This window comes from Streptomyces sp. NPDC044003 (assembly GCF_056435185.1).
In genome coordinates this window covers 1,056,282-1,083,228 of record NZ_JBWKFA010000002.1, presented here as the reverse complement: position 1 = coordinate 1,083,228, position 26,947 = coordinate 1,056,282, and the positions used below count along the sequence as shown (strand labels likewise).

General features: G+C 73.3%; 29 protein-coding genes. 8 read left to right on the top strand and 21 right to left on the bottom strand.

The features are described from left to right. Window positions 1-113 precede the first annotated feature (113 nt). The 6 genes from AC07AW_RS11570 to AC07AW_RS11545 are packed head-to-tail and all read left to right on the top strand — an operon-like array spanning window position 114 to window position 7,223. Window positions 114-1,397, top strand: coding sequence for an ADP-ribosylglycohydrolase family protein (locus AC07AW_RS11570; RefSeq protein ID WP_478815210.1), 1,284 nt, complete (start codon window positions 114-116; stop codon window positions 1,395-1,397). Next, entirely contained in the window at window positions 1,363-2,529 is a 1,167-nt protein-coding gene (locus AC07AW_RS11565) for an ADP-ribosylglycohydrolase family protein (protein ID WP_478815209.1), read from the top strand. The genes AC07AW_RS11570 and AC07AW_RS11565 overlap by 35 nt, the downstream gene beginning before the upstream one ends. Beyond that, the gene (locus AC07AW_RS11560; protein ID WP_478815208.1) at window positions 2,526-4,196 is read left to right on the top strand and encodes an ADP-ribosylglycohydrolase family protein; all 1,671 of its coding nucleotides are present in this window, start codon (window positions 2,526-2,528) and stop codon (window positions 4,194-4,196) included. The genes AC07AW_RS11565 and AC07AW_RS11560 overlap by 4 nt, the downstream gene beginning before the upstream one ends. Next, window positions 4,193-5,113, top strand: coding sequence for a ribokinase (rbsK, locus tag AC07AW_RS11555; protein WP_478815207.1), 921 nt, complete (start codon window positions 4,193-4,195; stop codon window positions 5,111-5,113). The genes AC07AW_RS11560 and rbsK overlap by 4 nt, the downstream gene beginning before the upstream one ends. Continuing rightward, window positions 5,110-6,333 carry a CaiB/BaiF CoA transferase family protein gene (locus AC07AW_RS11550; protein ID WP_478815206.1) on the top strand — a complete coding sequence of 408 codons (1,224 nt, stop codon included), beginning with the start codon at window positions 5,110-5,112 and terminating at the stop codon, window positions 6,331-6,333. Before rbsK ends, AC07AW_RS11550 begins: the two co-directional genes overlap by 4 nt. After that, window positions 6,330-7,223: an HpcH/HpaI aldolase/citrate lyase family protein gene (locus tag AC07AW_RS11545; protein WP_478815205.1), complete on the top strand. Its 894-nt coding sequence runs from the start codon at window positions 6,330-6,332 to the stop codon at window positions 7,221-7,223. The genes AC07AW_RS11550 and AC07AW_RS11545 overlap by 4 nt, the downstream gene beginning before the upstream one ends. 94 nt (window positions 7,224-7,317) lie before the next feature. Here the strand turns inward: AC07AW_RS11545 and lgt are convergent, their stop codons facing one another. From lgt to hisI, 11 genes are all read right to left on the bottom strand, one after another. Beyond that, window positions 7,318-8,337 (bottom strand): prolipoprotein diacylglyceryl transferase, encoded by a 1,020-nt coding sequence (gene lgt / locus AC07AW_RS11540; RefSeq protein WP_478815204.1) that lies wholly within the window; start codon window positions 8,335-8,337, stop codon window positions 7,318-7,320. Window positions 8,338-8,413: 76 nt separating this feature from the next. Continuing rightward, complete coding sequence (locus AC07AW_RS11535) at window positions 8,414-9,238, bottom strand: DsbA family protein (protein ID WP_478815203.1); 825 nt, start codon at window positions 9,236-9,238, stop codon at window positions 8,414-8,416. Between the two features lie 64 nt (window positions 9,239-9,302). Further along, window positions 9,303-10,124, bottom strand: a complete 822-nt coding sequence (gene trpA, locus AC07AW_RS11530; RefSeq protein WP_478815202.1) for a tryptophan synthase subunit alpha — start codon at window positions 10,122-10,124, stop codon at window positions 9,303-9,305. Further along, window positions 10,121-11,368, bottom strand: a complete 1,248-nt coding sequence (gene trpB, locus AC07AW_RS11525; RefSeq protein WP_478815201.1) for a tryptophan synthase subunit beta — start codon at window positions 11,366-11,368, stop codon at window positions 10,121-10,123. The genes trpA and trpB overlap by 4 nt, the downstream gene beginning before the upstream one ends. 307 nt (window positions 11,369-11,675) lie before the next feature. Beyond that, window positions 11,676-11,948: a tryptophan biosynthesis modulator TrpM gene (gene trpM, locus AC07AW_RS11520; RefSeq protein ID WP_478815200.1), complete on the bottom strand. Its 273-nt coding sequence runs from the start codon at window positions 11,946-11,948 to the stop codon at window positions 11,676-11,678. Between the two features lie 7 nt (window positions 11,949-11,955). After that, on the bottom strand, window positions 11,956-12,765 hold the full coding sequence (gene trpC / locus AC07AW_RS11515; RefSeq protein ID WP_123451331.1) for an indole-3-glycerol phosphate synthase TrpC: 810 nt from the start codon (window positions 12,763-12,765) through the stop codon (window positions 11,956-11,958). A 133-nt stretch (window positions 12,766-12,898) separates the two neighbouring features. Next, window positions 12,899-13,318 carry a DUF2752 domain-containing protein gene (locus AC07AW_RS11510; protein WP_478815199.1) on the bottom strand — a complete coding sequence of 140 codons (420 nt, stop codon included), beginning with the start codon at window positions 13,316-13,318 and terminating at the stop codon, window positions 12,899-12,901. 479 nt (window positions 13,319-13,797) lie between these two features. Then, entirely contained in the window at window positions 13,798-14,052 is a 255-nt protein-coding gene (locus tag AC07AW_RS11505) for an HGxxPAAW family protein (RefSeq protein ID WP_478815198.1), read from the bottom strand. Window positions 14,053-14,186: 134 nt separating this feature from the next. Further along, window positions 14,187-14,837, bottom strand: a complete 651-nt coding sequence (locus tag AC07AW_RS11500; RefSeq protein ID WP_478815197.1) for a TIGR02234 family membrane protein — start codon at window positions 14,835-14,837, stop codon at window positions 14,187-14,189. Between the two features lie 14 nt (window positions 14,838-14,851). Further along, window positions 14,852-16,342 carry an anthranilate synthase component I gene (locus tag AC07AW_RS11495; protein WP_478815196.1) on the bottom strand — a complete coding sequence of 497 codons (1,491 nt, stop codon included), beginning with the start codon at window positions 16,340-16,342 and terminating at the stop codon, window positions 14,852-14,854. An 11-nt stretch (window positions 16,343-16,353) separates the two neighbouring features. Continuing rightward, window positions 16,354-16,722, bottom strand: coding sequence for a phosphoribosyl-AMP cyclohydrolase (gene hisI / locus AC07AW_RS11490; protein WP_478815195.1), 369 nt, complete (start codon window positions 16,720-16,722; stop codon window positions 16,354-16,356). A gap of 84 nt (window positions 16,723-16,806) precedes the next feature. Between hisI and AC07AW_RS11485 the strand changes: the two genes are divergently transcribed. Then, on the top strand, window positions 16,807-17,442 hold the full coding sequence (locus tag AC07AW_RS11485; RefSeq protein ID WP_478815194.1) for a TIGR03085 family metal-binding protein: 636 nt from the start codon (window positions 16,807-16,809) through the stop codon (window positions 17,440-17,442). Here AC07AW_RS11485 and AC07AW_RS11480 read toward each other — a convergent pair. The 10 genes from AC07AW_RS11480 to hisD form a co-directional block, all read right to left on the bottom strand. Beyond that, window positions 17,439-18,689: an MFS transporter gene (locus tag AC07AW_RS11480; protein ID WP_478815193.1), complete on the bottom strand. Its 1,251-nt coding sequence runs from the start codon at window positions 18,687-18,689 to the stop codon at window positions 17,439-17,441. The two genes, AC07AW_RS11485 and AC07AW_RS11480, sit on opposite strands and share 4 nt — an antisense overlap. After that, complete coding sequence (locus AC07AW_RS11475; RefSeq protein WP_478815192.1) at window positions 18,686-19,273, bottom strand: ArsR/SmtB family transcription factor; 588 nt, start codon at window positions 19,271-19,273, stop codon at window positions 18,686-18,688. The genes AC07AW_RS11480 and AC07AW_RS11475 overlap by 4 nt, the downstream gene beginning before the upstream one ends. Before the next feature lie 130 nt (window positions 19,274-19,403). Further along, window positions 19,404-20,159: an imidazole glycerol phosphate synthase subunit HisF gene (gene hisF, locus AC07AW_RS11470; RefSeq protein WP_478815191.1), complete on the bottom strand. Its 756-nt coding sequence runs from the start codon at window positions 20,157-20,159 to the stop codon at window positions 19,404-19,406. Continuing rightward, a complete protein-coding gene (locus AC07AW_RS11465) occupies window positions 20,156-20,554 on the bottom strand; it encodes a RidA family protein (protein WP_478815190.1) in 399 nt (132 codons plus the stop codon). Before AC07AW_RS11465 ends, hisF begins: the two co-directional genes overlap by 4 nt. Beyond that, window positions 20,551-21,276 (bottom strand): bifunctional 1-(5-phosphoribosyl)-5-((5-phosphoribosylamino)methylideneamino)imidazole-4-carboxamide isomerase/phosphoribosylanthranilate isomerase PriA, encoded by a 726-nt coding sequence (priA, locus tag AC07AW_RS11460; protein ID WP_478815189.1) that lies wholly within the window; start codon window positions 21,274-21,276, stop codon window positions 20,551-20,553. The genes AC07AW_RS11465 and priA overlap by 4 nt, the downstream gene beginning before the upstream one ends. Continuing rightward, window positions 21,273-21,920 carry an imidazole glycerol phosphate synthase subunit HisH gene (gene hisH, locus AC07AW_RS11455; protein WP_478815188.1) on the bottom strand — a complete coding sequence of 216 codons (648 nt, stop codon included), beginning with the start codon at window positions 21,918-21,920 and terminating at the stop codon, window positions 21,273-21,275. The genes priA and hisH overlap by 4 nt, the downstream gene beginning before the upstream one ends. Further along, window positions 21,917-22,081: a hypothetical protein gene (locus AC07AW_RS11450; RefSeq protein ID WP_041128753.1), complete on the bottom strand. Its 165-nt coding sequence runs from the start codon at window positions 22,079-22,081 to the stop codon at window positions 21,917-21,919. The genes hisH and AC07AW_RS11450 overlap by 4 nt, the downstream gene beginning before the upstream one ends. Before the next feature lie 2 nt (window positions 22,082-22,083). After that, on the bottom strand, window positions 22,084-22,677 hold the full coding sequence (gene hisB, locus AC07AW_RS11445; RefSeq protein ID WP_478815187.1) for an imidazoleglycerol-phosphate dehydratase HisB: 594 nt from the start codon (window positions 22,675-22,677) through the stop codon (window positions 22,084-22,086). Beyond that, window positions 22,674-23,780 (bottom strand): histidinol-phosphate transaminase, encoded by a 1,107-nt coding sequence (locus AC07AW_RS11440; protein ID WP_478815338.1) that lies wholly within the window; start codon window positions 23,778-23,780, stop codon window positions 22,674-22,676. The genes hisB and AC07AW_RS11440 overlap by 4 nt, the downstream gene beginning before the upstream one ends. An 11-nt stretch (window positions 23,781-23,791) precedes the next feature. Next, entirely contained in the window at window positions 23,792-25,135 is a 1,344-nt protein-coding gene (gene hisD, locus AC07AW_RS11435; RefSeq protein ID WP_478815186.1) for a histidinol dehydrogenase, read from the bottom strand. Window positions 25,136-25,329: 194 nt separating this feature from the next. On the opposite strand from hisD, the gene AC07AW_RS11430 reads away from it, so the two are divergent. After that, a complete protein-coding gene (locus AC07AW_RS11430) occupies window positions 25,330-26,943 on the top strand; it encodes an oxidoreductase (protein ID WP_478815185.1) in 1,614 nt (537 codons plus the stop codon). Window positions 26,944-26,947: the final 4 nt, after the last annotated feature.

The following is a 26,947-nucleotide window of genomic DNA, read 5'->3' as shown; positions in this document are numbered from 1 at the left end:
CCACCGCGGTGGGCATGACCCTGGAGCCGGGCGCAATCGCCGCACCCGCTGTGGGCAATCGTTCCGCAGGGCGTGGGGGTCCCCCCTCTGGGGGAGGGTGGGCACAGCCCCCGATGCCGGGCACCGCCCCGGCGACCGATGCCCCGTGGGACCCGGCCCTGGTGCGGGGCACAGGCTCCTGGGGCGGTGGGCGCAAGGAGCCGGCGCCCCCGGTGCCGGGCGCACAGAACGAGTCCCGCCCCGGGCGCGACGCAGTCGAGGGCCTCCTCCTCGGGCTCGCCGCAGGCGACGCCGCAGGCTGGCCCGCCGCACGGCACCGCGCCGCCCGCATGCCCGAATGGACCCGCCGCCTCACCCGCGAACTCGACACCTTCGCCGAGCAGAACGCGACGACCACCCTCCCCGTCCCCATCGCCCTCAACCAGCCCCCGGAGCCCCTCCGCCTCGGCCCCTCCGACGACGCCGAGTGGGCGGTCTTCACCGCCGAGGCGATCCTCACCGCCGACGGCCCGGTCTTCGCCGCCCTCCCCCCGGACCGCCGCCTCCGCGCCGCCGTCGACCTCGCCTGGAACGCCCTCGCCGGCCAGGTCGCCGCCGCCGCCGACCGCGCCCCCGAGGTCGAGTCGGCCGTACTCCCGCTCCGGGCCCGGATCTCGGTCCGCGCGGGCCTCGGCAATCTCGCCACCGGCCTGCGCCCGCCCGCCACGGGCCACGACAACCCGCACTTCTTCGACGACGCCGCCTGCGTCCGCGCCGCGGTCCTCGCCGTCGTCCACCCCGGCGATCCCCGCGCGGCCGCCGAACTCGCCGAGTTCGACGCGCGGTACACGCAGGACGGCGACGGCGTCCACGGCGCCCGTGCGACGGCGGCGGCCGTCGCCGCGGCCCTCGGCGGGGCGACGGTCGACGAGGCCGTCGAGGCGGCGCTCGCCGAACTCCCGCCCGTCACCGAGATCGGCCGCAACGCCCGGCACGCCGTGAAGCTCGCCCTGGCCGCCGACTCCGCCTTCGAGCTGGTCCCGCTCCTGGAGCACCAGATCGTGGACCACGTCTACAGCTACGGCATCGCCGCCGCCGAGACCGTCCCGGTCGCCCTGGCCCTCGCCACCGCCGCCCGGGGCGAGATGACGGCCGCGGTACCGGCCGCCGCCTGCCTCTCCCGGGTCGCCGACTCGGCCCCGGCGCTCGCGGGCGCCCTCACCGGCGCGCTGGGCGGCGGCCGTTCGGTCCCGGCGAGCTGGCGCGAGGCGTGCAGAACGCTCGCGGGCTGTGCGCTGCCCCGCCTCGCGGGTACGGACCTGGTGGAACTCGCCGGGCTGCTCGGAGCCACGGAACCGGCCGCCTCAGGTGGACAATTCCGACATGACACCCACACTGGATCTGCCCAGCCTGGATGACCGGATCACCGGCAGTCTCCTCGGGGCCGCCGTCGGCGACGCCCTCGGCGGCCCCGTCGAGGGCTACACCCCCGAACAGATCCTGGAACGCCACGGCGGCCGCGTCACCGGGATCGTCGGCCCCTGGAACGGCGGCGACTGGCGCACCGCCCGGCCCATCGCGCCGTACCACAAGGGCGACGGGCACGTCACCGACGACACCTTGATGACCCACGCGCTGATCCGGGTGTACGAGAAGGTCCGCGGCCACCTCGACGCGTACGCGGTCGCGGACCACCTCGTCCCCGAACTCATGGGCTCCCCCGTCTGGATCCCGGAGCTGGAGGCGGAGGCGCTCCCCCTCCAGCGGATCTTCCTCGCCGAGAAGTGGATCGTGACCCGGCTCCACTACGGGCACGTGGACCCCCGGGAGGCGGGCGCGGGAAACATCGTCAACTGCGGGGCCGCGATGTACATGGCGCCGGTCGGCCTGGTCAACGCCGCCCACCCGGCGGCCGCCTACGCCGAGGCGATCGACCTGACGGGCGCGCACCAGTCCTCGTACGGCAGGGAGGCGGCGGGTGTCTTCGCGGCGGCGGTCGCGGCGGCCTGCGCGCCGGGTGCGACGCCGGTGTCGGTGGTGGAGGAGGCCCTGTCCCTGGCGAAGGACGGCACGCGCGCGGCGATCGAGGCGGTGGCCGAAGTGGCGGCCGGGCACCGGGACTTCGAGTCCGCCCTCGTTCCTCTCCGCAGGGCGGTGGCCCCCTTCGACACGGTCGGCCCCGACTACCGGGCCCCCTCCCTCGGCGCCCGCCGCCCCTCCCGCCTGCACGCGATCGAGGAACTCCCCGTCGCCCTCGGCATGCTCCTGGTCGGCGAGGGCGACTACCGCCGTACGGTCCTGGGCGCGGTCAACTACGGCCGCGACTGCGACTCGATCGCCACGATGGCGGGCGCGATCGTGGGCGCGCTGCACGGCGAGTCCGCGGTCCCCCCGGAGTGGGCGAAGCAGGTGGCGGAGGCGAGCCGCCTGGACCTGCACGCCCCGGCGCGAACGCTGGCGGAGGTGACCCGCGAGATCTTCGCCAGGGACAGCGCCGTCCGCCGAGCCCACGAGTCGGCCTTCGCGACGCTGACGAGCGCGGACCGATGACCCTCCGCGTGACCTGGGTCCAGCCGGAGGACCTGGTGGGCCACGAACTCCGCCAGGCGTCGGAGGACGGCCGCGACGCCGGCGCCCTGGCGGCGCGCTGGACGTCAGCGGGCGGCCCCCCGGCCCCGAAGACGGCGGGCGCCTCCGAGACCCCCCGCCCAGACCTCCGCCCCCTGGCGGAACACCTCCTGGACACCCTGGCGACCCTCCCCTCCCCCCTGTCGACCCACGAGCCCACGGCTCTGCCCGCGATCCAGGCGTCGACGACCCCGGCCCCCGTACGGGCCCGCACCCGGCCGGGCGATACCCCACCCACCCCCGTGTGGGCAATCGTCCCGCTGGGGCGATGGGGGTCCCCCCTGCTCGAGCGAAGCCGAGAGCTTGGGGGAGGGTGGGCACACGGGACGGCGCCCCCAGCCGGGCCCAGGCTTCCGCGCCTGAACCCGCACCCGGCGTGCGGCGCCGTCGTGGGGTTGTGCCCACCCGTTCCGCCCCGCGGAACGCATGCCCACAACCCGGGCCAGGAGCCGCACAGCCCACGCCCGGCGGAGGCCCACAACCCGGGCCAGGGTTCGGGCCCGCCCGCGAGGCCGGGCCCGGGGAAGGACACCGCCCTCCAGGACCGTCTCCACGCCGCCTGGCTCGGGCGGGCCGTCGGGTGTCTGCTCGGCAAGCCCGTCGAGAAGCTCCCCCTCCCCGCCATCCGCGCCCTCGCCCGCGCCGCCGGCAACTGGCCCCTCGCCACCTGGTTCACCGCCCGCGGCGTCCCGCCCGAGCTGCTCGCCGCCCACCCGTGGAACCGCCGCTCCGCCGCCACCTCCCTCGCCGAGAACATCGACGGCATGCCCGAGGACGACGACCTCAACTACCCCCTCCTCAACCTGCTGCTCCTCCAGCGGTACGGGCGCGACTTCACCACCGCCGACGTCGCCCGCCTCTGGCTCGACGAGCTCCCCGCCGGCCGTACCTTCACGGCCGAGCGCGTCGCCTACCGCAACCTCCTCGACGGCGTCGAACCCCCGCTGACCGCCCTCCGCCGCAACCCGTTCCGCGAGTGGATCGGCGCCCAGATCCGGGCCGACGTCCACGGCTGGACCCACCCGGGCGACCCGGTGGCCGCCGCGGCGCAGGCCTACCGGGACGCGGTGCTCACGCACACCGCCAACGGCGTCTACGGCGCCATGTTCGTCGCCGCCACCCTCGCCGCCGCCGCGACCGGGACGGCGGACGTCCACCAGTCCCTCGCCGCCGGTCTCGGCGTGATCCCGCCGCGCTCGCGCCTGGCGGTGGCCGTCCGGCTGGGCATCGCGTACGCCGAAGCGGAGACGGACTTCGACACGGTCGTCGACCGCCTGCACGCCGAACTCGGCGGGTACCACTGGGTGCATGCCGTCCCCAACGCCGCCCTGCTCGCCGCCGCTCTCACCCACGCCGAGGGCGACTTCTCCCGCTCCGTCTGCGCGGCGGTCTCGGGCGGCTGGGACACCGACTCCAACGGTGCCACCGCCGGTTCGGTCGCCGGGCTGCTCGCCGGGCACCCGGACCGGCTGCCGGAGCGCTGGACCGCGCCGCTCAAGAACCGTCTGGCGACCTCGGTGCCCTCCTTCGACGGCATCGGCTTCGACACCCTCGCCGAACTGACACACACGGAGGCAGTACGCCCATGACCAGCATCGTCGTGCTCGGCAGCACGAACATGGACCTCGTCGCCTACGTGGCACGGGCTCCCGCCCTCGGTGAGACGGTCACCGGCCGCTCCTTCCGTACGATCCCCGGCGGCAAGGGCGCCAACCAGGCCGTCGCCGCCGCCCGCGCGGGCGCCGAGGTGGCGATGATCGGCGCGGTCGGCGCGGACGACTTCGGGGCACGGCTCCGCGCCAACCTGGAGCACTGCGCGGTGGACACCGATCTGCTGCGCACCGCCGAGGGCTCCTCCGGCACCGCCCACATCGTGGTCGACGACGAGGGCGGGAACGCGATCGTGGTCGTCCCCGGCGCCAACGGCACCGTCATCTCGCTCACCCATGGCGACGAAGCCCTCATCGGGACCGCCGACGTCCTGCTCCTCCAGCTCGAACTCCCCCTGTCCGTCGTCGTCGAGGGCGCCGTCACCGCCCGCCGGCTCGGCGTCCGTACCGTGCTCACCCCCGCCCCCGCGCAACCCCTCCCGCCGGAACTCCTCGCCGCCACCGACCTGTTGGTGCCCAACGAGCACGAGGCCGCCGCGCTCACCGGGCTCACCGACCCGCGCGAGGCCGCGCAGGCCCTGCTGCGGGACGTCCCCGAGGTGGTCGTCACCCTGGGCGCGGCCGGCAGCCTGTACGCGGTGCGCGGCGCCGAACCGGTCGCCGTGCCCGCGCCCCGGGTCCGGGCCGTGGACACCACGGGCGCCGGCGACACCTTCGTCGGCGCCCTGGCGGTCGCCCTCGGCGAGGGCCGTCCCGCCCCGGAGGCCCTCGCCTGGGCGCAGACCGCCGCCGCCCTCTCCGTCCAGCGCGAGGGCGCGTCGACCTCGATGCCGTACCGCGTCGAGATCGAGGCCGCCTTCCACTCGCCCCACACCCTGGAGGCCGACGCCGTATGACCGCCCACGCCCCGACCACCACGCCCGAGAATCCCACGGCGCCCCTCCACGGGCTGCGCGTCCTGGATCTCGCGACCCTCTTCGCCGGCCCGCTGGCCGCCATGATGCTGGGCGACTTCGGCGCCGACGTCGTCAAGGTCGAGCATCCCCGCAAGCCGGACCCGTCCCGTGGCCACGGCCCCGCCAAGGACGGCATCGGCCTGTGGTGGAAGGTCCTCGGCCGGAACAAGCGGACGATCACCCTCGACCTCTCCTCGCCCGGCGGCCGCGACACCCTGCTCGCGCTCGCCGCCGAAGCGGACGTCGTCGTGGAGAACTTCCGCCCCGGCACCCTGGAACGCTGGGGTCTGGGCTGGGAGGAGCTGTCCACCGTCAACCCGCGTCTGGTGCTCGCCCGGGTCACCGGCTTCGGCCAGTTCGGCCCGTACGCCCACCGCCCCGGCTTCGGCACCCTCGCCGAGGCGATGAGCGGCTTCGCCGCCATCACCGGCGAGCCGGACGGCCCGCCGACCCTGCCGCCCTTCGGCCTCGCCGACTCGATCGCCGCCCTCGCCACCGCGTACGCGGTGATGACCGCGCTCACCGCGAGGACGGCGACCGGCCGCGGCCAGGTCGTCGACATGGCGATCATCGAACCGATGCTCTCCGTCATCGGACCCCACCCCCTCTGGTACGACCAGCTCGGTTACGTCCAGCCCAGGACCGGCAACCGCTCCCGCAACAACGCCCCGCGCAACACCTACCGGACCTCCGACGGCTCCTGGGTCGCCGTCTCCACCTCCGCCCAGTCGATCGCCGAGCGGGTGCTGCGGCTCGTCGGCCGCCCGGAGCTGATCGACGAGCCGTGGTTCGCCGACGGCACGGGCCGGGCCGAGCACGCGGACGTCCTCGACGAGGCGGTCGGCTCGTGGATCGCCCGCCATACCCGCGACGAGGCGATGGCGGCCTTCGAGAAGGCGGAGGCGGCCATCGCCCCCGTCTACGACATCCGGGACGTCGTCGCCGATCCCCAGTACCAGGCGCTCCGCACCGTGACCGAGGTGCAGGATCCCGAACTCGGTCCGATCAAGATGCAGAACGTCCTCTTCCGCCTCTCCGAGACCCCGGGCGCCATCCGCTGGTCCGGCCGGCCGCACGGCGCCGACACCACCGCCGTCCTCTCCGAACTCGGCCTCACCCCCGCCGAGATCGACGCCCTCCGCGAGCAAGGAGCGGTATGAGCCCTCTCAGCGGCCCCGCCGGGGAGGAACGGACGAGCCCGAGCGAACGAACGCGCGGGTCCTGCGGGCACACCACCGCGCACCCGCTCGCCCCGCTCACCGCCCTCACCTGGCTGTACGCACCCGGCGACCGCCCCGAGGTCGTCCGCAAGGCCCTGTCCTCCGGCGCCGACGTCGTGATCGTCGATCTGGAGGACGCGGTCGCCCCGCACCGCAAGGCGTACGCCCTCGACGCCACGGTCGATCTCCTCGCGGACGTCCACCCCGTCCCGGTCCACGTCCGCGTCCACACACCGCTCGACATCCCCACCCTGGCCCCCCTCCCCGGCCTCCGCGGTCTCCGTGTACCCAAGGTGACACACGCCACTGACATCCACCGGCTCGCGGACCTCGCCCCGGGCCTCCCCCTCTATCCGCTCCTGGAGAACGCCCTCGCCGTGGAGCACGCCTACGCCATCGCCAGCGCCCATCCCGCCGTCCGCGGCATCGCCCTCGGCGAGGCCGACCTCCGCGCCGACCTGGGGGTACGGGAGGACAGCGCGCTCGACTGGCCGCGCGGCCGCGTGGTGGTCGCGGCCCGCGCGGCCGCCCTTCCGCCACCGGCCCAGTCCGTCCACCCGGACATCGCCGACCTGGACGCGCTGGCCGCCGGCTGCGCCCGGGGCCGGGCCATGGGCTTCCTCGGCCGGGCGGCGATCCACCCGCGCCAGCTCCCGGTGATCGAGCGCGCCTACCTCCCCACCCCGGAGGAGGTCGACGCGGCCCGCGAGGTCGTCGAGGCGGCGGCGACCGGGCAGGGCGCCCTCGCGCTCCCGGACGGCCGTTTCGTCGACGCGGCGGTGGTGGAGGGCGCCCACCGGATCCTCGCGCTCGCGGCCCGCGCGGGGTGACACACAGAAGCGGGGTGACGCACAGAAGCGGGGTGGCACACAGAAAAGGGCCGCCGGAACCTCTCGGTCCCGACGGCCCTCCGGCTAGGGGCGATCAGCTCTTGGCGGCCGATCCGGCACCGTTACCCGACTTCTCGGACTTCTCGGACTCTTCGGAATCGGACTCTTCGGAATCGGACTCCTCCGCATCGGACTCCCCCGATGCCACAGCGGAGTCCGCGTCCGGAGCGGCGTCCTGCGGCTCGGCGTCCGCCGGCTCGCCCTCCTCGGCACCGTCCACGGCGCCGTCGGCCTTCCCGGCCTTCCGCGGCTCCACGATCTCCTCGCGGCCCGGGCGGACGCGCGACGAGATCACCATGTAGACCACGGCGAGCACTCCGACGACGATCGCGGTCCACACGTTGAGCCGCAGGCCGAGGATGTGGTGCGCCTCGTCGACGCGCAGGGCCTCGGTCCACACGCGGCCCGAGCAGTACGCGGCGACGTACAGCGCGAAGGCGCGGCCGTGGCCCAGCTTGAAGCGGCGGTCGGCCCAGATGACCAGGAAGCCGACGGCGACGTTCCACAGCGACTCGTACAGGAAGGTCGGGTGGTACAGGCCCGCCTCGCGGTTGGGGCCCTCGGTGATCTTCAGCGCCCACGGCACGTCGGTCGGCTTGCCGTACAGCTCCTGGTTGAACCAGTTGCCCCAGCGGCCGATGGCCTGGGCGAAGGCGATGCCGGGAGCGATGGCGTCCGCGTACACGGGCAGGGAGATCCCGCGCCGACGGCAACCGATCCAGGCGCCCACCGCGCCGAGCGCGATGGCGCCCCAGATACCGAGGCCGCCCTCCCAGATCTTGAAGGCGTCGACCCAGTTCTCACCCTCGCTGAAGTACAGCTGGTAGTCGGTGATCACGTGGTAGAGGCGTCCGCCGACGAGGCCGAAGGGCACCGCCCATACGGCGATGTCGGCCACGGTGCCGGCAGTGCCGCCCCGGGCGATCCAGCGCTTGTTGCCGAGCCAGACGGCGACGAAGACACCGATGATGATGCAGAAGGCATAGCCGCGCAGCGGGATCGGTCCGAGGTGGATCACGCCGGTCGACGGGCTGGGAATGTAGGCAAGGTCCATGGCAGGACCGACGCTACCTTGCCGGGTGGGCGGGACGGCAGCCCACCCGGCAACTTCTGGATAACCAATCCCGTGACTAGCCCGCCGACGGGGAGGCGGTGCCGGGCTTCTTGCCCTTGTTGGCCTCGGCGACCCACTTCTTCAGGTTCTCCGGGGAGATCTGCTCGTTCCCCTTGGTCGGGAAGATCGATTCTCCGTTGAGGAGGACGGAGGGGGTGCCGCGGAAGCCGCCGTTCTGGAAGGCCTCGTTCGACTTCTTGACCCAGCTGTCGTGCGTGCCGTCGTTCACACAGCTGCGGAAGGCCGGCGTGTCGAGCCCCGGCACCTTCGCGGCGAGCTCGATCAGCTTGTCGTTCTTCCCGTAGGCGTCGTCCGTCTCCGGCGGCTGGTTGATGTAGAGCGTGTCGTGGTACGCGGTGAACTTCCCCGCGTCCTGGGCGCACCCGGCCGCGTTCGCCGCGCGCAGCGAGCCGCTGCCGCCCATGTTCCCGTCGATGAGGGTGGCGAGGTGGTACTCGGCCTTGAGCGCGCCGGAGGCCTCCAGCTCGTGGATCGAGTCCCGCATGACGTTCTCGAACTGGGCGCACGCCGGGCAGCGGAAGTCCTCCCAGATCGCGAGCGTCGACGGGGCGTCCGTCTTGCCCGTGGGGATGGCGGGCTTGGCGTCCTCGTCGGTCGCTCCGGTCGGCGCGACCACCGGGCCGGCCTTGTCGGATCCGCTGTTCTTGTCGCCGCCGGCGGCGATCACGCCGACGATCGCGGCCAGGCCGAGGACACCGACCACCGCCGCCGACACGATCAGGACGCGCCGCTGCTTCTCGCGGGCCTTGTCGCGCTCGCGCTGCTGCTGGAGGCGCTCCCGCGCGCTCCGGTTACCGTCACCGCTGTTCTTCTCGCTCACGCCCCAGGCAACGAACCGGGGAGGCACATCCGCGCCTCCCCGGTCCCAGATCCACCCGAACGGGCTACGAAACGCGGCGGACGCCCTCGGCGAGTTCGGCCGCCAGTTCCCTTACGGCGGTGAGGCCGGCCGCCTCGTCGCCGTCGGCGTCGAGGAGCCGCTGCACGAAGGCGGAGCCGACGATGACGCCGTCGGCGAAGCCGGCGACCTCCTTCGCCTGCGTGGCGTTGGAGACACCGAGCCCGACGCACACCGGCAGCTCGGAGGTGGCGCGGGTGCGGCGGACCAGGTCGGCGGCCTGCTCGCCGACCGACTCGCGGGTGCCGGTGACACCCATGAGCGAGGCGGCGTAGACGAAGCCGGAGCCGGCGGCCGTGATGGTGGCGAGGCGCTCGTCCTTGCTGCTGGGCGCGACGACGAAGACGGTCGCGAGACCGTGCTTGTCGGCGTGCTCGCGCCAGACGTCGGACTCCTGGACCGGCAGGTCGGGCAGGATGCAGCCCGCGCCGCCGGCCTCGGCGAGCTCCTCGGTGAAGCGCTCGATGCCGTACCGGTCGATCGGGTTCCAGTACGTCATGACGAGGACCGGCTTGCCGGTGGCCTCGTGGGCCTCGCGGACCGTGCGCATGACGTCGGCGATCTTCACGCCGCCGCGCAGGGCGATGTCGTCGGCGGTCTGGATGACCGGCCCGTCGAGGACCGGGTCGCTGTGCGGCAGCCCGACCTCGACGACGTCGGCGCCGCCGTCGAAGACGGCCTTGATCGCGGCGATGCCGCCGTCGACGGTCGGGAAGCCGGCCGGAAGGTACGCGATGAGCGCGGCCCGGTTCTCGGCCTTGGCCTTGGCGAGGGTGTCGCTGAGGAGCTGGATGTTTCCGGTGGTCACTTGGAGCCCCCCTCGGCGCCGTTGTCGTAGAGCCCGAAGTAGCGAGCGGCGGTATCCATGTCCTTGTCGCCGCGCCCGGAGAGGTTCACCAGGAGCAGGGCGTCCTTGCCGAGCTCCTTGCCGACCTCAAGGGCCCCGGCGAGGGCGTGCGCCGACTCGATGGCCGGGATGATGCCCTCCGTACGGGAGAGCAGCCGCAGCGCCTGCATGGCGGCGTCGTCGGTGACGGCCCGGTACTCGCCGCGCCCGCTGTCCTTGAGGTAGGCGTGCTCGGGGCCGATGCCGGGGTAGTCGAGTCCGGCGGAGATCGAGTACGGCTCGGTGATCTGGCCCTCCTCGTCCTGGAGGACGTAGGAGCGGGACCCGTGGAGGATGCCGGGCTCGCCGGCGGTGAGGGTGGCCGCGTGCTCGCCGGTCTCGACGCCGTGGCCGGCCGGCTCGCAGCCGATCAGGCGTACGTCCGCGTCCGGGACGAAGGCGTGGAAGAGCCCGATGGCGTTGGAGCCGCCGCCGACGCAGGCGATGGCCGCGTCGGGCAGGCGGCCCGCGCGCTCCAGGATCTGACGGCGGGCCTCGACGCCGATGACCCGGTGGAAGTCGCGGACCATGGCGGGGAAGGGGTGCGGTCCCGCGACGGTGCCGAACAGGTAGTGCGTGTGGTCCACATTGGCGACCCAGTCGCGGAAGGCCTCGTTGATGGCGTCCTTGAGGGTGCGGCTGCCGGACTTCACGGCCACGACCTCGGCGCCGAGCATCCGCATCCGGGCCACGTTGAGGGCCTGGCGCTGGGTGTCGACCTCGCCCATGTAGATGGTGCAGTCGAGGCCGAAGAGGGCGCAGGCGGTGGCGGTGGCCACGCCGTGCTGGCCGGCGCCGGTCTCGGCGATGACCCGCGTCTTGCCCATGCGCTTGGTCAGGAGGGCCTGCCCGAGCACGTTGTTGATCTTGTGCGAGCCGGTGTGGTTGAGGTCCTCGCGCTTGAGGAAGATCCGGGCGCCGCCGGCGTGCTCGGCGAACCGCGGGACCTCGGTGAGGGCGCTCGGCCGGCCGGTGTAGTTGACCATCAGGTCGTTGAGCTCGCGGGCGAACTCGGGGTCGGCCTTGGCCTTCTCGTACTCGACGGCGACCTCGTCGACGGCGGCGACGAGGGCCTCCGGGATGAACTTGCCGCCGTAGGCGCCGAAGTAGCCCTCCGGGCTGGGGACCTGGCCTTCCAGGTCCGGGATGAAGAACTCGCTGGACATGCGAATGCGCTCCTCGCGGGGCGGGTGCCCCGGGATACGTGGGGTTGATGGTCACCGTATGCGCGCGAGCGCTTCACGTACGGGCACCCCGGCCGTTGTGGGCATGCGTTCCGCCGGGGCGGAACGGGTGGGCACAACGGCCGGCGCCCTGCCGGCGCCAGAGGCTTCCGAGCCTGAACCCGCGCCCAAGGCGGCGGTGCGCACATGGTGCGGGTCAGAGCACGGAAGGCGGAGGCGCCCGCAGAGGCGCCGTCCCGTGTGCCCACCCGTTCCGCCCTGCGGAACGATTGCCCACACGGAGGTGGCGTTACGTGAAGGTGCGCGCGAGGCGCGGGCGCCATCGCATGCCGTTGACCTGGCCCGGCTCGGAGCCGATGACGTAGCGGACCCGGCGGCCGTGGACACGGCGGGCGGGCGCGCGGCAGCCGCGCGGGCGGCAGCCCCTGGCCAGCGGGGCGTGCTTGGAGACGGGGGCGGCGGCGGTACGGAGCCGGCGGCGGCGCCCCGAGGCGTCCGCGGGCACGACGGGGCCGCCCGGGGCGGAGCCCAGGGCGGTCGGCGTGGCGCGGACGACGGTCATGACTCGGTCAGCTCCGGCCGTGGCGGAGGGCGGGGTGGGCGCCGGCGGCGACGAGGTCGGCGACGGCGGCCTTCGGGTCACGGCCGGTGACGAGGGACTCGCCGACGAGAACCGCGTCGGCGCCCGCGTTGGCGTAGGCGATGAGGTCGTGCGGGCCGCGGACGCCGGACTCGGCGACCTTGACGATGTGCGCGGGGATCTCGGGGGCGACGCGCTCGAAGGTGGAGCGGTCGACCTTGAGGGTCTTGAGGTTCCGCGCGTTGACGCCGATGATGCGGGCTCCCGCGTCGACGGCGCGCTCGACCTCCTCCTCGTCGTGGACCTCGACCAGCGGGGTCAGCCCGATGGACTCGGCACGCTCGATGAGGGAGACCAGCGCCTCCTGCTCCAGGGCGGCGACGATGAGGAGCGCGAGATCCGCTCCGTACGCCCGCGCCTCCCAGAGCTGGTACGCGGTGACGATGAAGTCCTTGCGCAGCACCGGGATGTCGACCCGGGCCCGAACGGCCTCCAGGTCGGCGAGCGAGCCGCCGAAGCGGCGCTGCTCGGTGAGGACGGAGATGACGGCGGCGCCGCCCGCCTCGTAGTCCGCGGCGAGACCGGCCGGGTCGGCGATCGCGGCGAGCGCGCCCTTGGACGGGCTGGAGCGCTTGACCTCGCAGATCACCTTGACGCCGTCCCCGCGCAGTGCGGCGACGCCGTCCTTGGCCTGCGGCGCCTTGGCGGCGCGCTCCTTGAGCTCGTCGAGGGTGACCCGCGCCTGCCGCTCTGCGAGGTCGGCGCGCACGCCTTCGATGATCTCGTCGAGCACACTCACGCGAGGGGCCCCCTTCCGGGACGGTGACGGTGATGAAGAACCAGGTTCAGCCACTTCGATCCTATCCGCAGGACGGCCCCGGAATCGCATCGGCCGGAGCGGCGTCCCATCTGCTGGGACTCCCGACCGGCGCTCAGGGGGCCAGTGCGGAGCCGAAGGGAAGGTTCCGGACCAGGGTGAAGAGGGCGAGGACGGCCCCGATCCCCCACCACCAGACCGGGGAGATCGCCAGGCGCATGGGCACGCCGCGGACGGCGCGAATCAGCCAGACGGTCATGACGACGGCGAAGATTCCGTAGCCGACGACGGCGAGGGCGTTGGCGCCGAGCGCGGCCGGGAGGTCGCCGTGGGCGAAGGCGTGGGCGCTGCGGAGCCCGCCGCAGCCGGGGCAGTAGATGCCGGTGAAGCGGAGGAGGGGGCAGACGGGGTAGTGCCCGGGTTCGTTGGGGTCGACGGCCGCGACGTAGGCGAACGCGGCGACGACCCCGGCGAGGGCGCCGACCGGCGGCAGCAGCCGCCGCACGAGGGACCGCGGCGGGGCGGGCGGCGGCATTGGCACGGCCCCCGCCGGCCAAGCGGCACCGGGCGGCACGGCCGCGTCCTGCAGAGCGGCACCCGGTGGCACGGCCCCAGCCGACCAACCAGCACCCGGTGGCACGGACCCGCCCGGCCAAGCAGCACCGGGTGGCACAGTCGCGTCCTGCCGAGCGGGACTCGCCTGCACGGGCCCAGCCGACCAAGCAGCACCCGCCGGCACGGGCCCAGCCGACCAAGCAGCACCGGGCGACACGGCGGCGTCCTGCAGAGCGGCACTCGGCGGCGCAGCCGCGTCCTGCCCGGCGGCGTCCGGTGGCGTCGGTGCGTCCGGGCGGTCCGTGCCGTTCGGTCCTGCAGGTTCACCCGGCTGGGTGGGGGAATCGTCGGTCACGGCTCCGGCCGTCGGCTGCGCGTCCACCCGGTGATTGTGGCCCCTGACGCGCGAGGGCGCAGCCCGGCACGGCCGGACTGCGCCCTCGGGTGCGTCGTGTCGCGTCAGGCGCGGGCCTTCGCGGTCGCGGTCGCGGTCTCGCGGGCGGCGACGACCGCCTCCGAGTCCTTCGGCATGCCGAGGCCCGCCACCTTCATCGCGCCGCCGACGATGCCGCCGAGGAAGATGACGCCCACGCCGGCCCAGAAACCGGGCAGGTTGGCGGCCACCATGAAGACGCCGGCGATGCAGAAGCCGACGAAGGAGATGATGACACCGGTCCAGGCGGCCGGGGTGTGTCCGTGGGCGCTGCCCGCCATGAGTTGCTCCTCGTTGCAGTTGCTCGATGGTGAGGTCTCGCGTGCGCGGACACTCGGCGCTCATTGTCCCGCACGTGGGCGCGCGAGGATGAATCGGGGGTGCCCGGACGATCACGCGTCGCGAACGGAACTGTTCACTCGCCCCGGGTCGGGTCCTCGCCGCGGTCCAGGGCTTTCCACAGGTCCTCGGGCCGGTCCGGGTCCGTCGTGGGGGTCTTGCGGCCCGCGCGCGGGGTGCCGGAGCGCTCGTAGCGGCCGCCCATCGCCGGCCAGTTCTTGCCGAACCGGAGGGCGAAGAGGCCGGCGAGCAGGATGAGGACGGCGCCCGCGGCGGTCACGTACGGCCAGATGGTGTGGGAGAGGCCGGCGACGGCGGCGGCGGTGTCTCCGCTGATCCGGGCGGCCTCGGCGTCGAGCGCGGCGCTGTCGGAGGCGCCGAGGACCGCGGCGAGCGCGGCGCCGGCGCCGCTGAGCGCGAGAAGCGCGGCGACGAGGGTGCGGCCGGTGCGGCGGACGGCGAAGACGGCGAAGAGCGCGGCGAGACCGACGATCGCGAGGGCGGTCGGCACTCCGGTGACGGTGCCGCCGTCGGCCTCGACGGGGACGCTGCCGCCGCCGACGGACGCCGTGCCCTCAGCCCAGATCTGGCCCGCGGAGAGCAGGACGACGGTGGCGCCGAGGGCGCCGAGGAGGAGGGCCGCGGCCAGGCTGCGGCGGCCACCGGTGGGGACGGCCGCGCGGGCGGCCCGGGGCTGGGGTACGGGTACGGCACTCACATACCCCACTATCCCCTACGTCCTCAGTTGTCGTTCATCCGGTTGGCGGTGTGGACGGCGCGGAGGACGGCCGCGGCCTTGTTGCGGCACTCGTTGTCCTCGGCGACCGGATCGGAGTCGGCGACGACACCCGCTCCGGCCTGCACGTACGCCGTTCCGTCACGGAGCAGTGCCGTACGGATGGCGATCGCGGTGTCCGCGTCTCCGGCGAAATCGAGATAACCGACACATCCGCCGTAGAGGCCGCGCCGGGAGGGTTCGAGCTCCTCGATGATCTGCATGGCGCGGGGCTTGGGCGCGCCGGAGAGCGTCCCGGCGGGGAAGCAGGCGGTGAGGACGTCGAAGGCGGTGCGGCCCTCGGCGACCTCGCCGGTGACGGTGGAGACGATGTGCATGACGTGCGAGTAGCGCTCGATCGACATGAAGTCGACGACCTCCACCGAGCCGGGCGTGCAGACCCGGCCGAGGTCGTTGCGGCCGAGGTCGACGAGCATGAGGTGCTCGGCGCGCTCCTTGGGGTCGGCGAGCAGCTCCTCGGCGAGGTCGTGGTCCTCCTGCGGGGTGGCGCCCCGGTGCCGGGTGCCGGCGATGGGGTGGAGCATCGCCTGCCCGTCCTCGACCTTGACGAGGGCCTCGGGCGAGGAGCCGACGACGTCGAAGCCGTTCTCGAAGCGGAAGAGGTACATGTACGGGGACGGGTTGGTGGCCCGCAGGACCCGGTACACGTCGAGCGCGGAGGCGGTGCAGCGGGTCTCGAAGCGCTGCGAGGGCACGACCTGGAAGGCCTCGCCGGCCCGGATGCGCTCCTTGATGTCCTCGACGGCCTCCTGGTAGGCGGGGCCGCCCCAGAGCGCGGAGAACTCGGGGAGCTCGGAGGGCGGCAGGGCGGCCGGCGCGGTCTCGACCGGGCGGGCCAGGTCGGCCTCCATGGCGTCGAGGCGGGCGACGGCGTGCGCGTACGCCTCGTCGACGCCGGTCTCCAGGTCGTTGTGGTTGATCGCGTTGGCGATCAGCAGGACCGAGCCGTCCCAGTGGTCGAGGACCGCGAGGTCGCTGGTCAGGAGCATGGTGAGCTCGGGGAGCTCCAGGTCGTCGCGGGTGGAGTCCCCGATCTTCTCCAGGCGGCGGACGATGTCGTAGCCGAGGTAGCCGACCATGCCGCCGGTGAACGGCGGCATGCCGGACGCGAGGTCGCGCGGCGTGTGCAGGGTCTCGACGGTGGCACGCAGGGCGGCGAGCGGGTCGCCGTCGACGGGGACGCCGACGGGCGGGGTGCCGAGCCAGTGCGCCTGCCCGTCCCGCACCGTCAGGGTCGCGTCGCTGCGGACTCCGATGAAGGAGTAGCGGGACCAGCTGCGGCCGTTCTCCGCGGATTCGAGGAGGAAGGTGCCGGGGCGTTCGGCGGCGAGCTTGCGGTAGAGCCCGACCGGGGTGTCGCCGTCCGCGAGGAGCCTGCGGCTGACGGGGATGACGCGGCGGTCGGCCGCCAGCTTGCGGAAGGTCTCGAGATCCATGGCACCGGACCTTACTGGGATACGGGGAGCACGTCGGCGTCGAAGCAGGTGCGGGCGCCGGTGTGGCAGGCGGCTCCGACCTGGTCGACCTTGACGAGGAGGGTGTCGGCGTCGCAGTCGAGGGCGACGGACTTGACGTGCTGGACGTGGCCGGAGGTGTCGCCCTTGACCCAGTACTCGCTCCGGCTGCGGGACCAGTAGGTGCAGCGGCCGGTGGTGAGGGTGCGGTGGAGGGCCTCGTCGTCCATCCAGCCGAGCATCAGCACCTCACCGGTGTCGTACTGCTGGGCGATGGCGGGGACGAGCCCGTCGGCGCTGCGCTTGAGGCGGGCGGCGATGGCCGGGTCGAGGTCGCTGGAGGTCCGGGGCGTGCTGCTCATGGCGCCATTGTGCCGCGATCCGGGGCGGTGTCCGGCGGGGCGTCCACTGGGCGGACCGGAGGGGGCGGTCGTACGCTGGCGGGCATGTCGACCCATGCGAAACGTGAACGGCTTCTGCTCGCCGATCTGTTGGAGGCGGCGGGCCCGGACGCCCCGACGCTCTGCGAGGGCTGGCGGACCCGGGACCTCGCGGCCCATGTGGTGGTGCGGGAGCGGCGTCCGGACGCGGCGGCGGGTTCCCTCGTACCGGCGCTGAAGGAGCGGCAGGACCGGGTGCAGGCGGAGTTCGCCGACAAGCCGTACGAGGAGCTGATCCAGCTCATCCGGACGGGTCCGCCGCGGTTCTCGCCGTTCACCATCAAGCAGGTGGACGAGGGCGCGAACGTCGTCGAGTTCTATGTGCACGCGGAGGACGTCCGGCGGGCCCAGCCCGACTGGTCGGCGCGTGAGCTGGACCCCGTCTTCGCCGACGCCCTCTGGTCCCGCCTGGAGCGGATGGCCCGGCTGCTCGGCCGCAAGGCGCCGGTGGGCCTGGTCCTGCGCCGTCCGAACGGCCAGACGGCGGTCGCCCACCGCGGCACCCCGGTGGTGACGGCCTCCGGGGAGCCGGGTGAGCTGGTGATGTACCTGTACGGCCGCCAGGACTCGGCGAAGGTGGCGCTGGAGGGCGAGCCGGAGGCGATCGAGCGGCTGCGGGAGACGAAGCAGCTGGGGATCTAGCTCTCCGGCAGTTCGGCGCGGCGGAGGGCCGGGACGGCGAGGGTGTACACGCCGGCCAGGGCGCAGATCGAGGCGCTCACGGCGAAGACCGGGCCGGGGCCCCACAGGCCGATCGCCGCGCCGGTGACGGGGAAGGACAGCGGGGCTATGCCCAGGCTGGCGAGGCTGGAGACGGCGGTGACCCGGCCGAGGTAGGCGGGGTCGCACTCGGTCTGGACGAGGGCGTTGACCAGCGCCCCGGAGAGTCCGGCGAGCAGGCCGACGGCCAGGGCGACGGCGGCGGCGACCGGCAGGTACGGCGTGAAGGCGAGGGCGCCGATGGAGACGGCGCCGACCGTCATGGTCCAGCCGCTGACGGCCCCGGCGTGCGGGACGCGCCCGCGCACGGTCAGGAGCAGGGAGGCGGCGCCCGCGCCCGTACCGAAGCCGGCGAGGATCCAGCCGATGCCGGAGGCGCCCCAGCCGCGCTGTTCGGAGAGGACGGCGAGGCCGACGTTGAGGGGGCCGACGAAGCCGAGGTCGCTGAGGAGCACGACGATCATCAGCGGGCCGAGGACGCGGTGTCCGCGCAGATAGCGGAGTCCGTCGGCGAGGTCGCGCAGGGCGGTGCCGTCGCGGGCCTCGTCGGTGGTGGGGAGCGGGCGGAGCCGGAGCGCGCTCAGCAGGGGTATCGAGAGCGCGAAGAGCAGTCCGGCGGCGCCGAAGGCGGTGGCGGGGCCGCCGACGGCGACGGCGAGGCCGCCGAGCGGGGCACCCAGGACGGCGCCGGAGCGGTACGCGAGCCCGCGCATGCCCTGGACGCGGGCGAGCTGATCGCGTCCGGCGATGCGCGGCGGCAGGGCGCCGACGGCCGGCAGGAACAGGGCGTCGACGATGCCGAAGACCAGGGCGACGGCGGCGAGCGCCCAGAGGCCGGGCGAGGCGAGGAACAGGGTGGCGGCGAGGCCGAGGACGACGAGGGCGCGGACGGTGTCGGAGGCGATGACGACCCGGCGCGGGCCGAGGCGGTCGGCGACCACTCCCCCGCCGAGCATGAGCAGCGCGCGGGGCACGGCGGAGACGGCCATGACGAGCCCTGCCTGGGCGGGGGTGCCGTTGCTGACCACGGTCCAGGAGAGGGCGAGGTAGTAGACGCTGTCGCCGAGCGTGGAGGCGGTGAAGGCGCCGAGCCAGCGCAGGACGTTGGGGTCGCGGTGGGCGGGGCGGGCGGGGGCCGCGTCGGTGACGGTCGTGGTCATCGGGGTCATCCTCGGTAGGGGAAGCCGTGGAGGTGGACGGCGACGTTCTCGCGTCCCTCGGTGTCACCGGCGGCCTCGGCGGCGCGGGCGGCCTGGTCGTACTTCTTGAGCAGCGCGTCGAGCTCCTCGCCGAGGGCGGCGAGCTCGGGGGCGGTGAGGCGCGGCAGCCATTCGGAGCTGATGGCGGCCGAGCGCCATGCGTCGGACCAGGTGAGCCGTTCGTCCATGAAGCGGCGGTGGAGTTCGGTGCGCTGTTCGTTGATGGTGCGGCCGACGGCGTCACTCGCGGCGGCCAGTTCGGGGGTGCCGCGGACGTCCTCGTCACGGATGCTCAGGCCGTACGAGTTGGGCTGCCACCACCGCTCCCGCCCGTCCGCCGACTGCGCCTCGGCCTCCTCGATGAGGCCGTGCTCGGCGAGTTTGCGCAGGTGGTAGCTGACAAGGGAGACGGCCTCGTCGACCTGCTCGGCGAGCTGGGACGCGGTGGCGGTGCGGGCGACGAAGAGGGCGCGGTAGAGGCGCATCCGCAGCGGGTGCGAGATGGCTTTGAGGGTGCCGAGATCGGTGATCCGGCGGTTCTCCGACGAGGTCATGTCCACGACCATAAATACGAAAGAAAAGTTGCGCAACATAAATTGCGCAAGTAATCCTGCACGTCTGGGCAAGAAGAAGGGCCCCCGAAGGGGCCCTTCCCGTCAGCGGACCGTCAAGCGGAACGCCGGCTCAGCGGACCGGGTGGCCCGCCTCCCGCAGCGCGTCCTTGACCTGCGAGATCCGCAGGTCGCCGAAGTGGAAGACGGAGGCCGCGAGCACCGCGTCCGCGCCCGCCGCCACGGCCGGCGCGAAGTCGGCGAGCTTGCCGGCGCCGCCGGAGGCGATCACCGGGACCGTCACGTGCTTGCGTACGGCCGCGATCATCTCGGTGTCGTAGCCGTCCTTCGTGCCGTCGGCGTCCATCGAGTTGAGCAGGATCTCCCCCGCGCCCAGCTCGGCGGCCCGGTGCGCCCACTCGACGGCGTCGATGCCGGTGCCCTTGCGGCCGCCGTGCGTCGTCACCTCGAAGGAGCCCGAGGCGGTGCGGCGCGCGTCCACGGACAGCACGAGCACCTGACGCCCGAAGCGCTCCGCGATCTCCTGGATCAGCTCGGGGCGCGCGATGGCGGCGGTGTTGACGCCCACCTTGTCGGCGCCGGCCCGCAGCAGCTTGTCGACGTCCTCGGCCGAGCGGACGCCGCCGCCGACCGTGAGCGGGATGAAGACCTGCTCGGCGGTGCGGCGCACCACGTCGTAGGTGGTCTCCCGGTTGCCGGAGGAGGCGGTGATGTCGAGGAAGGTCAGCTCGTCGGCGCCCTCGGCGTCGTACAGCTTGGCCATCTCGACGGGGTCGCCCGCGTCCCGGAGGTTCTGGAAGTTGACGCCCTTGACGACCCGGCCGTTGTCCACGTCCAGGCAGGGAATCACACGTACGGCGAGAGTCATGCGGCGTCACCCCGGTAGGCCTCGACCTCGACCTCGACCACGAGACGCGGGTCGACGAAGCCGGAGACGATGATCATGGAAGCGGCGGGGCGGACGTCGTCGAACAGCTCCTTGTGGGCGCGGCCGACCTCGTCCACGTCCCGGGCGTGCGTGATGTACATCCGGGTGCGGACGACGTGCTCCGCGCCCAGGCCCAGCTGCTTCAGGGCGTCGAAGGCCACGTTGAAGGAGTTGACGGCCTGCTCGTACGGGCCGCCGTCGGCGATCTTGCCGTCGACCACCGAGGTGCAGCCGGAGACCAGGACGAGGCCGTTCGGCAGCTCCAGCGCGCGGGAGTAGCCGAACTCCTCCTCCCAGGGGGCGCCGGTGACGACCTTGCGGATCTCGGAGGTCACGACGCCACCGCCGCGAGCGCCTCTTCGAGGGTGAAGGCCTTGGCGTACAGCGCCTTGCCGATGATCGCGCCCTCGACGCCCAGCGGGACCAGGCCGGACAGGGCCCGCAGGTCGTCCAGGGAGGACACGCCGCCGGAGGCGACGACGGGCTTGTCGGTGGCCGCGCAGACGTTCTTCAGGAGCTCCAGGTTGGGGCCCTGGAGGGTGCCGTCCTTGGCGATGTCGGTGACGACGTAGCGGGAGCAGCCCTCGGAGTCGAGGCGGGCGAGCGTCTCGTACAGGTCGCCGCCGTCGCGGGTCCAGCCGCGGCCGCGCAGGGTCGTGCCGCGCACGTCGAGGCCGACGGCGATCTTGTCGCCGTGCTCGGCGATGACCTTGGCGACCCACTCGGGGGTCTCCAGGGCGGCGGTGCCGAGGTTGACGCGGGTGCAGCCGGTGGCGAGGGCGGCGGCGAGCGAGGCGTCGTCGCGGATGCCGCCGGAGAGCTCGACCTTGATGTCCATGGCCTCGGTGACCTGGCGGACCAGGTCACGGTTGTCGCCGGTGCCGAAGGCGGCGTCCAGGTCGACCAGGTGGAGCCACTCGGCGCCCGCGCGCTGCCAGGCCAGGGCGGCCTCCAGCGGGGAGCCGTAGGAGGTCTCGCTGCCGGACTCGCCGTGGACGAGCCGGACGGCCTGGCCGTCGCGGACGTCGACGGCGGGGAGGAGTTCGAGAGTGCTCACAGGGTTCCGATCCAGTTGGTGAGGAGCTGGGCTCCGGCGTCGCCGGACTTCTCGGGGTGGAACTGGGTGGCCCAGAGGGCGCCGTTCTCGACGGCGGCGACGAAGGGCTCGCCGTGGGTGGCCCAGCTGACTTTGGGGGCGCGGATGTGGGGGTTGCCGACCTCCAGGGTCCACTCGTGCACCGCGTAGGAGTGCACGAAGTAGTACCGGGCGTCGGCGTCGAGGCCCGCGAAGAGCTCGGTGTCGGCGGGCGCGTCGACGGTGTTCCAGCCCATGTGGGGGACGACGGGCGCGTTCAGCGGCCCGACCGTGCCGGGCCACTCGTCGAGGCCTTCGGTCTGCACTCCGTGCTCGATGCCCTCGGCGAAGAGGATCTGCATACCGACGCAGATGCCCATGACCGGGCGGCCGCCGGAGAGCCGGCGGCCGACGATCCAGTCGCCGCGGGCCTCCTTGAGGCCCTGCATGCAGGCGGAGAACGCGCCGACGCCGGGGACGAGGAGCCCGTCGGCGTTCATGGCCTTGTCGTAGTCGCGGGTGATCTCGACGTCGGCGCCGACCCGGGCGAGCGCGCGCTCGGCGGAGCGCACGTTGCCGAAGCCGTAGTCGAAGACGACGACCTTCTTCGGAGAACTCGTGCTCATGACCACACGTCCAGACGCAGCACGCCGGCAGAGAGACACATCGCGGCACCGATGGAGAGGAGCACGATGAGGCCCTTGGGCATCTGCTGCTTGACGAAGGAGTAGATGCCGCCGAGCAGGAAGAGCCCGACGAGGATCAGGATGGTGGAGAGGCCGGTCACGGTTACAGCGCGCCCTTCGTGGAGGGGAGGATTCCGGCGGCGCGCTGGTCGCGCTCGGAGGCGTAGCGCAGCGCGCGGGCGAGGGCCTTGAACTGGCACTCCACGATGTGGTGGGCGTTGCGGCCGTACGGCACGTGGACGTGCAGCGCGATCTGCGCCTGGGCGACGAAGGACTCCAGGATGTGCCGGGTCATCGTCGTGTCGTACGAGCCGATCATCGGCGCCATGTTCTCGGGCTCGGTGTGCACGAGGTACGGGCGGCCGGAGAGGTCGACGGTGACCTGGGCGAGCGACTCGTCCAGCGGGACGGTGCAGTTGCCGAAGCGGTAGATGCCGACCTTGTCGCCGAGGGCCTGCTTGAAGGCGGCGCCGAGGGCGAGGGCGGTGTCCTCGATGGTGTGGTGCGAGTCGATGTGCAGGTCGCCGTCGGTCTTGACGGTCAGGTCGAAGAGCCCGTGCCGGCCGAGCTGGTCGAGCATGTGGTCGTAGAAGCCGACCCCGGTCGACACGTCGACCTTTCCGGTGCCGTCGAGGTCGATCTCGACGACGACGGAGGTCTCCTTGGTGGTGCGCTCAACGCGGCCTACGCGGCTCATCGCTTCTGCTCCTTCATCAGTTCACGGACCGCGTCGAGGAACGCGTCGTTCTCTTCGGGGGTGCCGGCGGTGACCCGGAGCCATCCCGGTACGCCGTTGTCCCGGACCAGGACGCCCCGGTCGAGGATCGACTGCCAGGCCGCGTGCGTGTCGGGGAACTTCCCGAACTGCACGAAGTTGGCGTCGGAGTCGGTGACCTCGCAGCCGAGGGCGCGCAGCTCGGTGACGAGGCGGTCGCGCTCGGCCTTGAGCTGCTCGACGTACCCGAGGAGGGTGTCGGTGTGCTCCAGGGCGGCGAGCGCGGTGGCCTGGGTGACGGCCGAGAGGTGGTACGGCAGGCGGACCAGCTGGACGGCGTCGACGACGGCCGGGTGGGCGGCGAGGTAGCCGAGGCGGAGCCCGGCGGCGCCGAAGGCCTTGGACATGGTCCGGGAGATCACCAGGTTCGGGCGCCCCTCGATGAGGGGCAGCAGCGAGTCGCGGTGGCTGAACTCCACGTACGCCTCGTCCACGACCACCATCGAGGGCTTGGCCGCCTGGGCCGCCTCGTACAGGGCGAGGACGGTGCCGGCCGCGACCGCGGTGCCGGTGGGGTTGTTGGGCGAGGTGATGAAGACGACGTCCGGCGCGTTCTCCGCGATGGCCTGGACGGCGGCCTCCACGTCGATCGTGAAGTCCTCGTTGCGCGGGCCGGAGATCCAGCCGGTGCCGGTGCCGCGGGCGATCAGGGCGTGCATCGAGTACGAGGGCTCGAAGCCGATCGCGGTACGGCCGGGGCCGCCGAAGGTCTGCAGGAGCTGCTGGAGGACCTCGTTGGAGCCGTTGGCCGCCCAGACGTTCTCGACGCCGACACGGTGGCCGCCGGTGCGGGTGAGGTAGGCGGCGAGCTCGGTGCGGAGCTCGATCGCGTCGCGGTCGGGGTAGCGGTTGAGGCCGCGGGCGGCCTCGGCGACCCGCTCCGCGATCCGGGCCACCAGGGGCTCGGGCAGCGGGTAGGGGTTCTCGTTGGTGTTCAGCTGGACGGGGACGTCGAGCTGGGGCGCGCCGTAGGGGGACTTGCCGCGCAGCTCGTCCCGGACGGGCAGGTCGTCGATCCGGATGATGCCGTTCTCGGTCACTTGCTCTCGGGGACCTTCCATCCGAACCGTGCCTTGATCGCAGCGCCGTGGGCCGGGAGGTCCTCGGCCTCGGCGAGGGTGACGACGTGGTGGGCGACGTCGGCGAGGGCGTCGCGCGTGTAGTCCACGATGTGCACGCCGCGCAGGAAGGACTGCACGGAGAGACCGGAGGAGTGGCAGGCGCAGCCGCCGGTGGGCAGGACGTGGTTGGAGCCGGCGCAGTAGTCGCCGAGCGAGACCGGCGCCCAGGGGCCGACGAAGATCGCGCCCGCGTTGCGGACGCGGTCGGCGACGGCGGCGGCGTCGGCGGTCTGGATCTCCAGGTGCTCGGCGCCGTACGCGTCGACGACCTTGAGGCCGTCGGCGAGGTCGCGGACGAGGACGATCGCGGACTGGCGGCCGGCCAGGGCCGGGACGATCCGGTCGTCGACGTGCTTGGAGGCGGCGACCTGGGTCTTCAGCTCGGACTCGGTGGCGGCGGCCAGTTCGTCCGAGTCGGTGACGAGGACGGAGGCGGCCATCGGGTCGTGCTCGGCCTGGCTGATGAGGTCGGCGGCGACGTGCACGGGGTCGGCGGTGGAGTCCGCGAGGATCGCGATCTCCGTGGGTCCTGCCTCGGCGTCGATGCCGATGCGGCCCTTGAGGAGGCGCTTGGCGGCGGCCACGTAGATGTTGCCGGGGCCGGTGACCAGGTTGACGGGGGCGCAGCCGGGCTCGTCGGCCGTTCCCTCCGTGCCGTACGCGAACATGGCGATGGCCTGGGCGCCGCCCGCGGCGTACACCTCGTCGACGCCGAGCAGGGCGCAGGCGGCGAGGATCGTCGGGTGCGGCAGGCCGCCGAACTCCTTCTGCGGCGGGGAGGCGATGGCCACGCCCTCGACGCCGGCCTCCTGGGCCGGGACGACGTTCATCACGACGGAGGACGGGTAGACGGAGCGGCCGCCCGGCACGTACAGACCGACGCGCTCGACGGGGATCCACTTCTCGGTGACCGTGCCGCCGGGGACGACCTGGGTGGTGTGGGTGGTGCGGCGCTGCTCGCGGTGGACGAGCCGGGCGCGCCGGATGGACTCCTCGAGGGCGGCGCGGACGGCCGGGTCGAGCTCGTCGAGGCCGCGGCTGATCGCCTCGGCGGGGACACGCAGGCCCGGGACGCGGACGCCGTCGAATTTCTCCCCGTAGTCGATCACCGCCGCTGCGCCATGATGCCGTACGTCCTCGCAGATCGGCCGCACCTTCTCCAGGGCGGCTTCCACGTCGAACTCGGCACGGGGCAGCAGGTCGCGCAGTGCGGAACCCTCGGGGAGGGTCTCGCCGCGCAGATCGATTCGAGAGATCACGGGTCAATTCTCTCAGACGGCCCACAGCGCCGGTCGCCCGTATCACTGGCTGATACACGCCACGGTGGCGTCTCCTCGCCACTCCTGACCGTTAGCGTTCAGCCCGTCACAGCGCGGGAAGAACGACTGTACGAATCCACGAATCCCGGTAAGCGGAGTCGTGGGAGCGCATCGGGGAAAGCGAGGGGGCGGCAGTGACCGAGCCGCACGAGGACGGGATGCCGGAGGGTCTCACGGGCCCGGAGCGGGCCGTGTGGCGGGCGTTCCGGATCGGCAGGACCTGCGATCTCACGGAGGGGATCGCGGAGCGGGACGACCCCTTCGGGGGACGGGAGTGGGGGGAGGAGCGGAGCGTCCGCGCCGACGTGGTGGCGCTGCTGCTGCTCGACGGGCCGCCGGCGCGGTCCGGGCGGGTGGCCGCGCTGAAGCTGCGCGGGGTGAGGATCACCGGCGTGCTGAACCTGGCGGGCGGGACGATAGGGCCGTACGTGGAGCTGCACGGCTGCCGGTTCGACGGCGAGGTGGTGCTGCCCGAGGCCCGGTTCGGCACGCTGCGAATGGTCGAGTGCGTGCTGCCGCGCCTGGAGGCGGCCCGGCTGCACACGGAGGGGGACCTCCACCTGCCGCGCTGCCGGGTGCGCCGCGGCATCCGGCTGACGGACGCCCAGATCGGCACGGACCTGCTGATCAACCAGATCCAGGTGTGGCCGGACCGGCGGGGTCGGGCGATCACGGCGGACGGGATGGTGGTCGCCCAGGACCTCCAGGCCGAGCTGATCGAGACCCACGGGGAGCTGAGCCTGCGCGGGGCGAAGGTGGGCGTCTCGCTCAGCCTGCGGGGCAGCGTGCTCCGCGGGGCACAGGGCCGCCGCGCGCTGAACGCCCCGCAGCTGACGGTGGAGCGCTCGCTCTATCTGAACGCGGCCTGGGTGTACGAGGAGACGGGGAGCTCGGGCCGGACGGGGAACACCACGGCCACGCCGCCGTACGGGGTGACGCCCGCCCAGGGCACCCGGCGCAAGCCGGTGGAGTGCCACGGCGGGGTGCGGCTCGACGACGGCCGCTTCGGTGACGCGGTGGACCTGCACAGCGCCCGGTTCCTGCTGAACGGCGCGCGCCGGGACGAGCTGTCGCTGCGCCGCATCGTCACCCCGGAGCTCCGGTTCAACGGCGAGCGGCCGGAGGAGGGGCGGGTCGTGCTCAACGGCGCGAAGGTCGTCACCCTGATCGACCTGTCGACGAGCTGGCCGGGGCCCGGAGGTCTCGCGATGGGCGGCTTCGTCTACGAGAACCTCGTGCCGTACGGGCACTTCCCGCTGGCCCGGCGGCTTGAGTGGGTGGCGGCGGCGACCCCGGAGTACGCCCCCGAGCCCTATGAGCGGCTCGCGACGGTCCTGCGGAACAGCGGCGAGGACGCGGACGCCCGCGAGGTGCTGCTCGCCAAGCAGCGGCGCAGACGGGAGACCCTGCCGATCGCGGGGAAGCTGTGGGGCTACCTCCAGGACTGGACCGTGGCGTACGGCTACCGGCCGGGCCGGGCGGCGCTGTGGATGGCCGTGCTGTGGGCGGCGGGCACGGTCGCCTTCTCCCACTACCGCCCGATACCGATGAAGGCGGACGAGGCGCCCGAGTGGAGCGGCACGCTGTACGCGCTCGACCTGCTGCTTCCCGTGATCAACCTCGGCCAGGACGGCTACTGGCGGCTCGAAGGCATCTGGCAGTGGGCCGCGGCGGCCCTGATCCTCCTCGGCTGGATCCTGGCGACGACGGTGGCGGCGGGCGCGACGCGGCTGCTGCGGAGGGGGTGAGGGC

Bases quoted from the DNA above. Each gene is read 5' to 3' on its own strand.
- AC07AW_RS11570 (WP_478815210.1), top strand. From the start codon at position 114: ATGCCGGGCACCGCCCCGGCGACCGATGCCCCGTGGGACCCGGCCCTG.
- AC07AW_RS11565 (WP_478815209.1), top strand. From the start codon at position 1,363: ATGACACCCACACTGGATCTGCCCAGCCTGGATGACCGGATCACCGGC.
- AC07AW_RS11560 (WP_478815208.1), top strand. From the start codon at position 2,526: ATGACCCTCCGCGTGACCTGGGTCCAGCCGGAGGACCTGGTGGGCCAC.
- rbsK (WP_478815207.1), top strand. From the start codon at position 4,193: ATGACCAGCATCGTCGTGCTCGGCAGCACGAACATGGACCTCGTCGCC.
- AC07AW_RS11550 (WP_478815206.1), top strand. From the start codon at position 5,110: ATGACCGCCCACGCCCCGACCACCACGCCCGAGAATCCCACGGCGCCC.
- AC07AW_RS11545 (WP_478815205.1), top strand. From the start codon at position 6,330: ATGAGCCCTCTCAGCGGCCCCGCCGGGGAGGAACGGACGAGCCCGAGC.
- lgt (WP_478815204.1), bottom strand. From the start codon at position 8,337: ATGGACCTTGCCTACATTCCCAGCCCGTCGACCGGCGTGATCCACCTC.
- trpB (WP_478815201.1), bottom strand. From the start codon at position 11,368: ATGTCCAGCGAGTTCTTCATCCCGGACCTGGAAGGCCAGGTCCCCAGC.
- trpM (WP_478815200.1), bottom strand. From the start codon at position 11,948: ATGACCGTCGTCCGCGCCACGCCGACCGCCCTGGGCTCCGCCCCGGGC.
- AC07AW_RS11510 (WP_478815199.1), bottom strand. From the start codon at position 13,318: ATGCCGCCGCCCGCCCCGCCGCGGTCCCTCGTGCGGCGGCTGCTGCCG.
- AC07AW_RS11505 (WP_478815198.1), bottom strand. From the start codon at position 14,052: ATGGCGGGCAGCGCCCACGGACACACCCCGGCCGCCTGGACCGGTGTC.
- AC07AW_RS11495 (WP_478815196.1), bottom strand. From the start codon at position 16,342: ATGGATCTCGAGACCTTCCGCAAGCTGGCGGCCGACCGCCGCGTCATC.
- hisI (WP_478815195.1), bottom strand. From the start codon at position 16,722: ATGAGCAGCACGCCCCGGACCTCCAGCGACCTCGACCCGGCCATCGCC.
- AC07AW_RS11485 (WP_478815194.1), top strand. From the start codon at position 16,807: ATGTCGACCCATGCGAAACGTGAACGGCTTCTGCTCGCCGATCTGTTG.
- AC07AW_RS11480 (WP_478815193.1), bottom strand. From the start codon at position 18,689: ATGACCCCGATGACCACGACCGTCACCGACGCGGCCCCCGCCCGCCCC.
- AC07AW_RS11475 (WP_478815192.1), bottom strand. From the start codon at position 19,273: ATGACCTCGTCGGAGAACCGCCGGATCACCGATCTCGGCACCCTCAAA.
- hisF (WP_478815191.1), bottom strand. From the start codon at position 20,159: ATGACTCTCGCCGTACGTGTGATTCCCTGCCTGGACGTGGACAACGGC.
- hisH (WP_478815188.1), bottom strand. From the start codon at position 21,920: ATGAGCACGAGTTCTCCGAAGAAGGTCGTCGTCTTCGACTACGGCTTC.
- hisB (WP_478815187.1), bottom strand. From the start codon at position 22,677: ATGAGCCGCGTAGGCCGCGTTGAGCGCACCACCAAGGAGACCTCCGTC.